The sequence below is a fragment of the Vibrio sp. 970 genome, assembly GCF_033339075.1.
Genome location: NZ_JAWOTW010000007.1, coordinates 145,279 through 158,046, shown reverse-complemented (window position 1 = coordinate 158,046; position 12,768 = coordinate 145,279). Strand labels below are relative to the sequence as shown.

Annotated in this window: 11 protein-coding genes; all 11 read right to left on the bottom strand. The window is 45.1% G+C overall.

All coding sequences use genetic code 11. The annotated features are described in order from the left end of the window. Window positions 1–33 precede the first annotated feature (33 nt). Window positions 34–1,398 (bottom strand): O-antigen ligase family protein, encoded by a 1,365-nt coding sequence (locus R7Q11_RS12845; protein WP_167415198.1) that lies wholly within the window; start codon window positions 1,396–1,398, stop codon window positions 34–36. Next, complete coding sequence (locus tag R7Q11_RS12840; RefSeq protein ID WP_191116133.1) at window positions 1,395–2,825, bottom strand: lipopolysaccharide biosynthesis protein; 1,431 nt, start codon at window positions 2,823–2,825, stop codon at window positions 1,395–1,397. Before R7Q11_RS12840 ends, R7Q11_RS12845 begins: the two co-directional genes overlap by 4 nt. After that, a complete protein-coding gene (locus R7Q11_RS12835; protein ID WP_025766677.1) occupies window positions 2,818–3,990 on the bottom strand; it encodes a glycosyltransferase in 1,173 nt (390 codons plus the stop codon). The genes R7Q11_RS12840 and R7Q11_RS12835 overlap by 8 nt, the downstream gene beginning before the upstream one ends. A gap of 11 nt (window positions 3,991–4,001) precedes the next feature. Further along, on the bottom strand, window positions 4,002–5,186 hold the full coding sequence (locus R7Q11_RS12830; protein WP_225466492.1) for a glycosyltransferase: 1,185 nt from the start codon (window positions 5,184–5,186) through the stop codon (window positions 4,002–4,004). A gap of 144 nt (window positions 5,187–5,330) precedes the next feature. Beyond that, on the bottom strand, window positions 5,331–6,401 hold the full coding sequence (locus R7Q11_RS12825) for a glycosyltransferase family 4 protein (protein WP_025766675.1): 1,071 nt from the start codon (window positions 6,399–6,401) through the stop codon (window positions 5,331–5,333). After that, window positions 6,376–7,902 carry a sigma-54-dependent transcriptional regulator gene (locus R7Q11_RS12820; protein WP_025766673.1) on the bottom strand — a complete coding sequence of 509 codons (1,527 nt, stop codon included), beginning with the start codon at window positions 7,900–7,902 and terminating at the stop codon, window positions 6,376–6,378. The genes R7Q11_RS12825 and R7Q11_RS12820 overlap by 26 nt, the downstream gene beginning before the upstream one ends. 308 nt (window positions 7,903–8,210) lie before the next feature. Continuing rightward, the gene (locus R7Q11_RS12815; protein ID WP_005377636.1) at window positions 8,211–8,591 is read right to left on the bottom strand and encodes an Hpt domain-containing protein; all 381 of its coding nucleotides are present in this window, start codon (window positions 8,589–8,591) and stop codon (window positions 8,211–8,213) included. An 11-nt stretch (window positions 8,592–8,602) separates the two neighbouring features. Then, window positions 8,603–9,289: an AAA family ATPase gene (locus tag R7Q11_RS12810; protein ID WP_005377635.1), complete on the bottom strand. Its 687-nt coding sequence runs from the start codon at window positions 9,287–9,289 to the stop codon at window positions 8,603–8,605. Continuing rightward, on the bottom strand, window positions 9,289–11,391 hold the full coding sequence (locus R7Q11_RS12805; RefSeq protein ID WP_213907952.1) for an SLBB domain-containing protein: 2,103 nt from the start codon (window positions 11,389–11,391) through the stop codon (window positions 9,289–9,291). The genes R7Q11_RS12810 and R7Q11_RS12805 overlap by 1 nt, the downstream gene beginning before the upstream one ends. Beyond that, window positions 11,388–12,254: an OmpA family protein gene (locus R7Q11_RS12800; protein WP_017820663.1), complete on the bottom strand. Its 867-nt coding sequence runs from the start codon at window positions 12,252–12,254 to the stop codon at window positions 11,388–11,390. The genes R7Q11_RS12805 and R7Q11_RS12800 overlap by 4 nt, the downstream gene beginning before the upstream one ends. A gap of 26 nt (window positions 12,255–12,280) precedes the next feature. After that, a complete protein-coding gene (locus R7Q11_RS12795) occupies window positions 12,281–12,601 on the bottom strand; it encodes an STAS domain-containing protein (protein WP_017634929.1) in 321 nt (106 codons plus the stop codon). Between the last annotated feature and the right edge of the window lie 167 nt (window positions 12,602–12,768).

Genomic DNA, 12,768 nt, shown 5'->3' with positions numbered 1-12,768 from the left:
ACAGTGAGTTATGGGTTTTGTTTATGTTTGAAACTAGGATTTCTCATTTTGACAGTCACTTTGAACAATTCGGCTAACGACAACTGTTAACGCCGCTAGAATGTAAATTGGCCAAGTGAAACCTTGAGTCAGAAACGTGCCTGATACGATGGTACCGATAAGCCCACTTAACACGGCGTTTGCTCCAACAGAGAGGGTGTAATCTGATTTTGGTGTCAACAATGAGATGGAATGCAAGGAGGTGCGGATCAATGACACAATTAAAGTAATGAACACCGCGAGTCCGACAAAACCCGTTTCTGCCAACACGCCAAACCAAGTACTATGGACCGCGTGGTTGATACCATCCCAGTGTGGGCTGTAGAAATAGTAATTAAAGTAAAAGTTATCTAGACCTACGCCAGTCAACGGGTGATGCAGTGCCATTTTAAATGCCGCTTCCCACGCATAAAGTCGCCCCATCGCAGAGGCATCTATACCATCCTCAGCGGCTCCCCCCGATTCTCGTCCTGAAATACCAGCGAATGCGTAGAGTACGATGGCTGCTACGGCGCCTAGTACCAAGACTAATGTTTTGCTTTTGATGTGTTTAAAAGCAAAGTAGGCAAATACAGACAGTGAACCGAGTAACCCACCGCGGCTCTGAGTCTCAATGATCGCAAAGAACAAAACCAAACAGGTGATAAGGGCAAAGAGCCTGAGATGCTTGGGGGAATGCTTCTCCATCAATTGACTAACGGTAAAGGCAAGGGGAAACATCAGCACTAGTGCCAAATCGTTAGGATCGCCAAGTACTGAACCTATGGAGCGTCCTATCGACACGCGCGTCCCTTCGACTAAATCAATGCCATTCGCTGCGTTTTGTAATGCCACTAAGCCAATCAATAATCCGGCGAAAATAATTGCTTTTGACATCTGTGCGAGCTGTGAAGGTTTAGTAATAAGCCAGGTGATGGCCAACGTCATAATGATGATTTTCCAATAGGTGTTTTTGAACACCGTTATTGCGATATCACGACTGGAAGCGAATATGATTCCGATGATCACCAGACCCCAAAATATACACAGCCACTTTAATGAAGGGTGCCAAAAAGCTGTAATCTGGCGGCTTATAAGAAGGTGAAAAGCGAGTGCGGCGAGTGCCCCCAGTGATAACAGTAATGGGATCTTGAAGTTATAGATAACAGGAAAGGCTTCGTGAATACGAAAGAATGAAAAAATAACGAACAGTGTGACAAGCCAAAACGTTTGATTGAGAACAAACAGTAACGCGAGTGGTGCGAAACACAACGCGACAATCAAAATGGGATGAGGCATAACAATCCAAAGCAGGCCGATACAGACAGTGATCGTCAGTGCTGCGATGGACTGTTTTGTTCTCACCTTGGTTTCATTCATAACGAGTATCTCTTCACCTGTCCACGCCGTTTCACTATGTATCGAGTGAGAGCATTGAGCGTCTCTTTACTCATGTAGCGAGTGGCTATCCCTGCCAGCAAACTGCATGTCAAAATGCAAATTGCGATGGCGATGCCTATTGATTGTGAAGAGTGAAGCAGGAACAGTGCCACACCGGATATAATCTGTAATAAAACCATCAGACTGAGGTGAAAAGGCAACGTCATACATTGTTGGCCTACTACATAAGTCAGGCCCAGCTTACACAGTTGTGCGTAATAAAGCGCAATGAACACCCCATAAATACCCAGAGAAGATAAGCCAAACAGCAAAGCAATCGCAACGCACGCAGAGACGACATTTATACCCAGTAGCCAGCGAGTACGACGCTTGTACAAAATGGAGATGTTAATCAACTCACTCCATTCTTTTAACATGGCGATAGGTAGCAAGAATAAGCTGAATAGTACCGCCTCATGATAGGTTTCTGGCAGTAAGTAGGTGATCATCACCATTGCTAATGTGCCGACCACTACACTCAAACCTGTAATGTAAATCATACCTAAGTGTGTGATGCGCACTGCTTCAGTGTTCTTGCGCCCTTCTAAGTAGTTAAATCGACGTGGCATCCACCACATGCCAAACGGCTGCACTAAAATACACATGCCCACTGCAAATTTTACCGCTATCGCGTAAATCCCTAACGTCGCAAGAGAAGTGTTGGCACCAATGAACCAGCGCTCAGCGCCATTGAGACAAAATGCTACTAAACCGGCCATCATCATTGGTAGGCAGTAGTTTAGGTATTGTTTTGCCAATGTCAGCTTAGGAAGAGTGACGTTGTAATGGTTAGCGATGTGCAGCCAAACAAATTGAGTAATAGCAGCCAACAAGCCCCCCCACAAAACAGAAATAACATGGGGATGAACAGACAGCGCCGCGACGATAAAAATGACCTGAAAAATGGTGGTAGTGACCATGACGTTAAGCAGTGTTCTTGCTTTGTCGTCTTGTGTTCTTAACCAGGCAGTGCCGATTGCAATACTGCCTTCTAGAACGATGGCAAACATAACAATAGCAAATTCGACTCGCGTAAAAGGCGCGGGAATGGGGGCGATTAAAATGATAGTGAGCAAGCTAAGAGCGACGACGCCAGCGATGAGTAAAGCAAGTGAGTACAGCTGGTTTAGTAGGCTTGTGCGCGTATTTTTATCCTTTTCAACGCCGACGAATCGATAAAGCGCTTCATGCAAAGCGAAACTGACAAACAAGGTCGTAACAACACCAAAGGTTGTTAGAAGCTCAAGCTTGCCCATTTGTTCTGGTGAGAGAAAGTGGGGCAATACAGGCAGCATGATTAGGCTGATGCTTTTATTGATCACTAAGGCGATAGCAAATAGCGTCATGTTGGTCATTGCTTTAGACATGATCATATCCTTTGATGTCTCGCGGTGTCTTGAGTGTGCAATCATTGTTGGTAGCAATTTCGGCAGCAAGGTGCTGGGCGATTGGCAAATAACAACGTTCGGCTGTGTATAGTTGAGAAACATTGAGTGCTTCGATACCCATCGTTACTTTCATCCACGGCGATTCATTCAAAAGGCGAATTGCGTTGTGTAACGAAGCCACATTGTTAGGCGTGTATTTAATACAATTTCGGCCGTGAGTTAACACGCGGTCCCAATAACTATCATCATGTGGAATGACGACACACATACCTGCAGCGAGCGCTTCCAAAATAGATAACCCAAAAGGTTCGTTGAGACTGGTGGAAACAAACACACCACACTGTGAACGCAATTCATCTAAGTTGTTTGGGCACTCATGCCATTCAACACCTTGTGTGTTGAAGTCCGGTGTTGAATATTCCACACCTGCCACGTTAGGTTTGATGTAACACACGGTGGATTTGATCTTTTTCGACTCATCAAGTGTTAAAGCATCAAGCAAAAGATCGATGTTCTTCCATTTTAGTAAGCTAGCTGCCCAGAAAACGCGGCTTGAAATCGGATTCGCTTGTTTTGGCCAGCGCTCTTTCGATAATCCATTAACAAACGTAGATGTATTCAAACCACACCAATAGCGTTCGGTGGCTGGCTTCTCTGTTTTGAGGTAGGCCTGTAATGCTTCTACCATTGATTCGCGGGTGTTTGCCAAGTAGTAAATTGCCGATGCTTTTACTAAGCAGTAGCCAGCAGATCTCGATCGTCCAATAGGGCCATGAACCATCTGTACCACAGGCTTTTTGCTAATTAATCGTAGTAAGTACAAAGGCATATCATTACTTGGGCAAGATAGGCCCAAAAAGCTATCTATCTTTGGAAGCTTCATGCACGCGTAGAGAAGTCGGAGAAAGTAGTAAGCGTTCATCAACCAGTAGGTCAGGCCATGAGTCGAGTTAAATGGTGATGGTTTTATTTTTATGACTTGCACACGCGGTGTATCACTAAGCAGTGACGCCCAATGCTCTGGATTTGTAGTGAGTAGATAACCAATCACATTCAGCTTATCGCACTGCTTAAGGAGCTCTGCATTCGCGATTTTGGATCCACCTTGCATTGGGATGGCGTCGAACATCAATACACGTTTCATGACCGCGCTCCTCAATTGATGCTCAACCAGCGTGAAAGAGGCTTCATGCAGTGAGTCATTGGCATTGGTGTAATGGCGTTATTATTAAGTTCACCTTCGTAAATACGTTCAATAGCGTTGATAGATGCAGTCGTCGTTAAGTGCTGGCTAGCATGTAGGTAAGCGTTTTCCGCCAGCTTGTTTCTTAATGCCGCGTCTTGCATGACTTGTTGAATCGCGTTTAACAGGCTCGCCATTCCACTGTTCTGGTACAGCAATGCAGAGTGATTATGCTCGAACAACTCAGGAATGCCTCCCGTTTTAGGAGCCACGATGGGCAGTTGAGCTAAAGCCGCTTCCCCGAGCACGAGACCAAAGGCCTCTTCATAGGCGCCGCTAATAAAAGCGTCTGCATTACCACACATCCACGCTCCAGCATTGTGTTGCTCTCCGACAAAGTGCACTCGTTCTTGGATACCAAGATCTGCGGCAAGCTGTTGCAATGCTTCTCTTTCTTCGCCGTCACCAACAATAACAAGGTGAGGGTTGTGGTGGTGGTAGTTGTGCATGCGCATTGCCCGAATAAGGCGGTCAAACCCTTTGCGCTTAATCAGCGAACCCACCGACAGAAAGGTAAAGGCCTGTGATGGGATTCCGAGGCGATCTTTAATGTCGATGGGTGTATCCACGCCTTGAAGTGACACGCCGTTGTGTACGACATGAAGTTGGTTTTGCGGGTAGCCGTCCTGAAGAATTTCGCGTCCAACATCTTTGCTAACGCAAATCAATTTTGGAGAGAGGTGAAGTCCGAGAGAGAAGCGATCGCGCAATGTATAATGGCAATGAAGTTGCGTGACAAGTGGTATATGATGCATGCGAGCAGCCAAACACATCCATTGACAAGGGCCGCCGCTATTGACGTGTACCAAGTCGATGTTGTGCTTTTCGATCAATGCTGAGCCTTGTTTGATAAGGCTATTCCACCCGCTAATATCCCAGCGCGGAGCGCTCCAACCACCCACCAAATTGAAGGTTGAATGTTCCGCTTCAATTCCGAGCGATTGGCACTTATCGATTAATGGTTGGCAGTTGGACCATACGAATGGCTCAAACTTATCGCGGTCGATTCCTGAAATGAGATCCAGAAGCACCACTTCACTGCCGCGAATCCAATTATCACCATAATGAACATATAGAATGCGTTTTGGCGTAGTCATAAGTCACCTCTGTCTCATCATTAATCTGCGTTAACTGCTGAGCTGCAATAGAGATGCCAAAATATGCCATTAGTTTATGTGATTGAATCTTATATGATATTTATGTTTGGAACTCATCATTCTCATATTGAGAACCAATATGGATTAGTGATCCGTTTCAATTTGATATTTTTGTAGCAATACGGGAATCACACTTTGCGCTGAGAAATCATCAATGATGGTTTGTCGAGCATTCTGGCGAATGAGTGATTGTTGCGCTTCACCAATCGACATCCAGTCATGAAGACATTTAGCAAGAGAGGGAATGTCTTCGACGATAAAACCATTTTTACCCGTTTGGATAATATCTGGAAGACGACCTACACGTAAGCTCATCACGGCAATGCCTCTCGACATGGCTTCAAGCGCCGCCATTGGAAGACCCTCATAACGAGAAGAGATGATAAGTACGCTGATATTTTCCCAAACACCTTCCATATCGGTTTGATGGCCGAAGAAAGTCACATTTGGAGGGGCAGTTTGATTAAGCGATTCTTTTTCTGGGCCATCACCGTACACACTAAACTGTAATGTTGGACAGAGCCTCGCTACCTCAATAAATTGATCGGCGCCTTTTTCCTGACTCAATCGGCCGACAAAAGCGATCTCCTGATAGTTGAGTTGACTGTTGGGAATCGAAACAAAGTTATTCAGCAGTTCTGAAGAACAAAAAACTTTGCGCTGAATACTTGGACTGACAGCAAAGCAATGGTCAGATAGGCAGCCTGAGCTTCTATCAAGCCAATCGTATAGCCATAGCTTCCCTGAGGACGATTCACCAGCATGATAAGTTGAAATCAAACGAGGAAACGTACGGGTGAGCAGTTTGGCGCAGCGCGACAAAATCGACGCTTTATAACCATGGGAGTGAACCACTGAGGGTTGGTGATTGGCGACGGCGCTTGTTAGGTGTTTAATTTTTAAAGCTTTATTGGGCTCGCCAGACAAATAGTTTAAGTAACTCACAGGGATCGCGGCTTCTTTTGCCTTCTGTACAATCTGAGCAGCTGGTGAATACTCAGTGGTTAGCACAACTCGAGCTTTGTGTCCAAAGGCTATTAATCCCCGAGCTAGCTCGATAACGTGACTTTCAATGCCGCCGAATAGACGGCTATCAAGCAGGATCCAAATTTCACCAATGGCAGGTTTATCAAGATTGTTCGAGATTAATTTCATCCGCTTCCCACGCTTGTTTTTTTCGGTAAACCGTCGATGGGCTTAACTCCAGCATGACAGCGGCGTTGAGGACGTTGCCATCACAGTACGCAATTGCGTTTTGAATTGCTTCACGCTCTACTTGCCACATAGGGCGAATGGTTCCATCAGAGTTAAAGTACGGTGAGGTAGCAGCAGAGGACGGTGTACCAGGCTGCTCCGCTGCGGTAATCGACGGTTCGACCGCAGAAGGTGAAGGTTCCTCAGTATAACCAGGTGGTGGTGTGATTGGTGCAATGTTTGCTGACTCTTGAGCAACATGCGCAGGCGTCGTTGTTTTCGTCACTTTAGACTTTTTAGTAAGTTGAGCGGGTAGGTGGTTCACCGTGACTTTTTCGTCGTTATTAAGCACCACAATGTTACGTATGATGTTTTGTAGTTGCCTTACATTACCCGGCCATTCGTAATGCTTGATGATATGTTGAGCTTCGCTGTCGATTGTTGAGAATTTCTTTTTGTCCTGTTTGGCGTAAGTGGTCAAGAAGTACTTGGCAAGCGTGACAATGTCACTTCCTCGTTCACGTAATGGGGGCATATCGATAGGTATAACGTGCACACGGTAGTATAAGTCTTCACGAAAACGACCTTCTTCTACCTCTGTTAATGGATCTCGGTTAGTGGCACAAATGATTCTCACATCTACTTTCATTTCTCGAGTGCCACCAAGAGGGGTGTAAGTGCCCGTTTGTAGAAAACGGAGCAACTTCTTTTGCATCTCAAGTTCCATTTCACACAGCTCATCAAGAAAAAGCGTACCACCATGTGCCAGCGTCGCCGCACCTTTTCGATCTGTTGTTGCTCCAGTAAAGGCCCCTTTAACGTGACCAAAAATCTCACTTTCCATCAAATCTCGTGGAATAGCCCCACAGTTAATTGCAATAAAAGGCTTGTCTTTACGGTCGCTCTGGCGGTGGACGGCTTCAGCACAAACTTCTTTACCTGTGCCGCTTTCTCCCACAATAAACACACTGGCAGAAGTTGGCGCAACAGCATCAATGGTCTTGTATACCGCCTGCATCGGGAGGCTTGAACCGATGAATCCGTGATAGTTGTGGCGATCAAACTTGGACTGAATATTTTCCACCAAATCTTCCAATTTGGCGCGTTTGAGGTGCAATGCGACTGATGTTTTTAGGCGATCAGCGTTTATGGGCTTTTCTAAGAAATCTTCCGCACCTTTTTGAATTAGATTAACGGCTAAGTCGACGCTGCCGTGTGCCGTAGCAATAATAACGGACGTAGGAATGTCATTCTGGTTGATCCAATCCAACACGTCTTCGCCAGACATGTCGGGCAGTTTCAAATCGAGAATGATGAGCTGAGGTTTGCTTCTTTCAATAAATTGAATCGCTTCGCGACCTGTCTCGACATGAAAAATGTCATAAGGTTCGTCTTTCACATACTGCTTATAAAGTATGGCTAGTGAAGTAGAGTCCTCTACCAGTAACACCCTTGGTCTCATAGTCCCATCCCAACGTAGTTTGTTTCATTTTTTATGATTTTTGTCAGCACTACTATTTGGCATTATGAGTGGTTTATAGCTCTCTAGTGCTGAAAATTCTCAATTTGAGAAAAGCGTTATTTAAGTATTAGCACAAGGTAGGAAATTTGCGAAAAATCCATACTTTTTAATTGATTAAGTTATGCCCAAATAATTTCAAGGTGTGTGGCTTGGCGAGGGTGATTGAATTTGGAGCCTAAATTTCTGAGATGATGTCGGCATCGCGCTTTATCAAACGCGATGCTTCGCTAGGGAGTAAGACACTGATACTACTCAAACCCTTGAGCTTTTCGCTTTTCTAACGCATCAAACGATTCATTGGCGAGTTGAGGAAGTGTTTCACAAAGCTCCAATGCTTTTGGTATTTTTCCTTCGACACAGTACTTCTCAATCATTCTTGCTTGTCTTGAAAGCGTTCGATTGCCTAGAGCGAGAGCAGAACTGCCCAGTGTGTGAACCTCGAACTCTAATGTTTGAAGGTCTTTTGTGCTTAATGCTTGCTCTATTTTCTCCATGCGATCGCGTGACTCTTCGACATAGTGATCAATCAAGGTAGGGATGATTTCGGCGCACGTATCTTTGATCATTTGCTGAAGAATATGCTCATCCACTAATTCTTGCTCGATAGTCAATGTATTATTTATCGTCATAATAGCGCTCCCTATAACATAAACAGTTCGCTTTTTTTAATTTGCTGAGACAGTTTTTCTTTCCACTTTTTTGGTAAGAAACGCAGCTTGGAAACTTGGCGGATTAACTCATCTTTCAGGCTTGGAGTGTGCTTCATGTTCAGTACAGAACCAATCAAGTTTGCATCGCTAGCATCGAGTAGCTTTTTGGCTTGCTCGAGCTGGGTTGCAGTCGTAGAGCCATAATGCGCTACTAACAAAGTAGCATCACATACGCCAGCAATCACTTGAGGCGCAATATTGCTTCGGTTGACACTAAGAAGTGGTGATGTATCTATCACGACGCGCTCGTACTGCGTTAACCATTGTGCAATGTTTTGTTTCAGCGTTGTTGGGTCTCGGTACGCTAACTGAGTACTGGCGAGAGATGGAGCTGGGAGGCCGACTAAAGTTTGATGTGTATTCTCTCGTGTGATCAAATGGCCAACCTTCTCGTCATCATCAAATTCGTGAACAGTGTGATAAGCGGGTTTGAATAAGTTAAGGTCTACATACAAAGTATTGTGGCCTGCTAAAACCAAGCGCTCTGCAAGAGATGACGCCACGGAAGTGACACCATCTTCAGATTTACAACCCACAACACAAATCGTTTTGTGGCCTTTCTGTTCACTCTGAAGATAAATTTGCTCAATCTCAGCGTGAGTTGCAGGAATAGTCATTACAACGCTCCTATTAACACGATGGTTGTGGTGATTTGTAAAATATCTCTTAATCCGGCCCTCGCTTTTTCAACAAAGCTTTCGTCTTTATGGGGAATGTAAATCGTGTCGCCTGCGCGAATGACTGGCAGCTCATAAATGTTGGCTGTTTTACTAAAGTTCACCAAATCAAATGTTCGGGCTTGGCCTTGGCAGCAAGACATATTGACCACACTGATCTTTTCAAGGTAGGCATTGTCAGTTGGTCCTCCTGCTTCCGCTAACAGATCAAGCACAGTCATGTTGTCATTGAATACGTATCGCCCCGGGTCTCTTACTTCACCTAATACGCGTACCGTGGACTCTTTTGAACGATCTAACCAGTTTTTGTTTTTTTCTGGAATGTAAATGGTATCACCAGGACGAACGTGGGGCAGAATTGACTCATCGCCTGTTTCAAAGTACATCGATAAATTCAATTTACTCACTTTGGCATAACCTAGGCCTCGGTGTGTGACACGGATGTTGTGAATATCTGCATCAATTGTCGGTCCATCGGCGGCAGACAAAATATCCAGAAAATGCATATCTTCAGTGAAACGATAGCGCCCAGGTGCATTGATTTGTCCGAAAACGTATATCGATGCGTCAGAGCTTTGGCTTACCCATTGCGATTTATTATCGGATGGGTCGTCAGGCAATGCATGTACCCTTACGACTGTACCAGCGGAAACTTGAGGTAGGCTTGATGTTGGTGAGCCATCCAGAATGTATTGGTCTAAGTCAAATTGTGTCATTTGACCGTTATTGGCGACTTCAATTTTGGTGGTATCAGCTCGTCGAGTTGGGCCTCCAACGTGTGCAAGCAGATCAATCAAATCCATTTCGTCTGACCACTCGATGCGTCCAGGGCGAACAACTTCTCCCATCACTGCGACCGCTCGACTAGGTGCTACTTTTAACCAAGACTTCTCATTGAAATCGGTTTTCTCCGGTACGAAAATCGCGTCTCCTGGTCCAACATTTGGTGGTCTGGCTGAAGATAGTCCTTCTGTATGCGCGGTAAGATCGAATTTGATGACTTTGCCATCGGCTTTTATAACGCGAATTTGGCGAGATTCTGCGTAGCGAGTGGGCCCGCCAGCGTTGGCGAGGATATCCATGAAGCTAGCGCCTTGCTTGCCTTCGTATGCCCCAGGATGGGCGACTTCACCCATCACGTAAACCACATTTGCACCTGCTTTGATTTCTTCTTCCTGTTTTGGGACAAAGATGGTGGCACCTGGCAGGATCTCTGGCAGTAGGCTTTGGTCTCCAGTATCAAGGTACTTTTTCAGGTTAAACATGGTTGGGTTATTGTTTGTTATCACGCGAATTTGCTCAACACTGGCATATCGTGTCACGCCGCCAGCTCGCATTACGACATCAACTAGCGTGGTGTTTGGCTTGTATGAGAACGAGCCAGGTGCGTTGACTTCACCAAAGACTTTGATTGCACGAGCGGAATCTGCGCTGTCACCTGAATTCGCGAGTTTTGCTGCATCAAACTCTTGCTCAATATTCCCTACGAGTGGGGAAGCGGGGACAAATAAGACATCCAGTGATTCTAGTTTTGGCAGCTGGCTATTGTCACCCGTATCAAGGAAGCGTTTGTAGTCAAATTCAATGTTTTTATTTCCACGTTTCACGATCATTTTATCAAGCTGAGCCCCTGCGCGCAGGCCGCCAGCTTCGTACACAAACATTTGAATGTTGGACCCAGAAGGTAAGGTATATTCACCGGGTTTGACCACGTAGCCTTGAACGGACACTAACAACTGTTGCTGTTTAATAAAAACTCGAGCGTTGTTAACGTCACGATAAACGGTCTTTAGCCTGTCGATAATCACGTCTTGGAGTTGTTGTTCATTGTAGCCGGCCACTAATACAGGGCCGACTTCTGGTAAATTAATTCGTCCACGACGATCGACCTGAAACCCTTGGTTTAACGACGCCTCTCCGGGTAAGTTAATCTGTATTAAATCACCGACCTTAACAGTATTGCTCTCATCCGCTATGGAAGAAGGTACCCACGCAACCAGACACAACAACATTAAGAGGATAAATGGTTTCATCGTGTTCATAGCGCGCCTCCTGCCGTTGAGTTGCGGTTTATTGAGGTATCGCTATCTGAATTAGGGCTAATAACCTCGATGCTTACTCGACGATTAGTTAAACGCACGGCGGATGTTTCACCTTCATAGAGTGGCAGGTTATCTCCGACAGATTTGGTAGTGACTCTCTCTGAAGTGATACCAAATACGGTTAGGTAACGCTTTACTTGTTCCGCACGCGCTTGAGCAAGTTTCTGGTTGTAATCGGGTGTTCCAGTTGCATCCGCATGCCCCGTTACTACAAGAGATAGGTTGGGGTGGTCACGTAAAATGTAGGCTGCTTCTGCCAAATGTCCCATGTACTTCGGGTTGATTTCTGCTGAATCGACAGCAAACTGGTTGTCGATATTAAGTAGTGCATAGATATCCGAGACTATGTTTAGGTCGCTACGTAGTGCTTCAATATCATCGGGCGGTGTGCAAGTTGTTTGGCTCAGTACGTAGTCGAGTTGTTGTTCGAGCTGGTTTAAGCGTCGACGCTGAATCACAAGGTCGTTGGCAGCGTCGAGTAAAAGCCCACCTTCTAACTCGCGCGCAATTCTATTTTGTTTTTCAAGGGCCTGAACAACTGCCGCAGGAAAACACCAGCGCGCGCCCTCTTGGATTAGTGCGTCTAGATGTAACTTGGTCAATTGCCAATCAAACCTTAACCCATGTTCTGGACCTAAAGGCTCGTCAGGCATTACTGGGGAAAACTGATAATTCTCGATCGAGATATCTTGATAGCTTTCCGCCAAGCCACCTTTCCCGTGTTCTGGGTAGTCAAACGACGAACAACCAAACATGCCGACAACAAGACCGCTTACTGCATATCGTCGTAAAAGATTTACCATGCCAACCTCCGTTTAAACCGGTATTTTTAGTGTCCTTTTGAGTTAACGGGAATGGCATGGTTGATACGAAGCAAGCTCATGATTTCTAAAGGTTGGCCTGATACGTTTTCAATACTCATGCTTCTTTCACGTTCAACTAGACGCTTATATAAGTAAACAATGGCACCAATCCCTGAAGAATCAAGAAATTGGACGTGCTGTAGGTTAATTTCGACTTCTTTGTGATGATTGTTGTGAATTACTTCATCAATGTGATGTTGTGCTTGTCGACAGCCGCTTGCGTCTAAGTCACCAAAAAACTCAATGGCTAACTTGTCTTGATTGATTTCTAGTTTGCGTAATTCCATGACTCTGTCTCCGTTTGTTTTTCTAATTGGATATAGAGCAGGTAACGTGCCAATTTTAAACTATTTAAAAATCAAAAGTTTAAGCGCTGTTGATGATATTGTTCAATTTGAGAAAGGACTGATTCTCAAATTGAGAATCAAAAATGCACAGAGAAATGGTTTGCTTA

What these genes read in the sequence shown, in the direction of transcription:
- R7Q11_RS12845 (WP_167415198.1), bottom strand. Translation starts at nt 1,398, where the DNA reads ATGAATGAAACCAAGGTGAGAACAAAACAGTCCATCGCAGCACTGACG.
- R7Q11_RS12840 (WP_191116133.1), bottom strand. Translation starts at nt 2,825, where the DNA reads ATGTCTAAAGCAATGACCAACATGACGCTATTTGCTATCGCCTTAGTG.
- R7Q11_RS12835 (WP_025766677.1), bottom strand. Translation starts at nt 3,990, where the DNA reads ATGAAACGTGTATTGATGTTCGACGCCATCCCAATGCAAGGTGGATCC.
- R7Q11_RS12830 (WP_225466492.1), bottom strand. Translation starts at nt 5,186, where the DNA reads ATGACTACGCCAAAACGCATTCTATATGTTCATTATGGTGATAATTGG.
- R7Q11_RS12825 (WP_025766675.1), bottom strand. Translation starts at nt 6,401, where the DNA reads ATGAAATTAATCTCGAACAATCTTGATAAACCTGCCATTGGTGAAATT.
- R7Q11_RS12820 (WP_025766673.1), bottom strand. Translation starts at nt 7,902, where the DNA reads ATGAGACCAAGGGTGTTACTGGTAGAGGACTCTACTTCACTAGCCATA.
- R7Q11_RS12815 (WP_005377636.1), bottom strand. Translation starts at nt 8,591, where the DNA reads ATGACGATAAATAATACATTGACTATCGAGCAAGAATTAGTGGATGAG.
- R7Q11_RS12810 (WP_005377635.1), bottom strand. Translation starts at nt 9,289, where the DNA reads ATGACTATTCCTGCAACTCACGCTGAGATTGAGCAAATTTATCTTCAG.
- R7Q11_RS12805 (WP_213907952.1), bottom strand. Translation starts at nt 11,391, where the DNA reads ATGAACACGATGAAACCATTTATCCTCTTAATGTTGTTGTGTCTGGTT.
- R7Q11_RS12800 (WP_017820663.1), bottom strand. Translation starts at nt 12,254, where the DNA reads ATGGTAAATCTTTTACGACGATATGCAGTAAGCGGTCTTGTTGTCGGC.
- R7Q11_RS12795 (WP_017634929.1), bottom strand. Translation starts at nt 12,601, where the DNA reads ATGGAATTACGCAAACTAGAAATCAATCAAGACAAGTTAGCCATTGAG.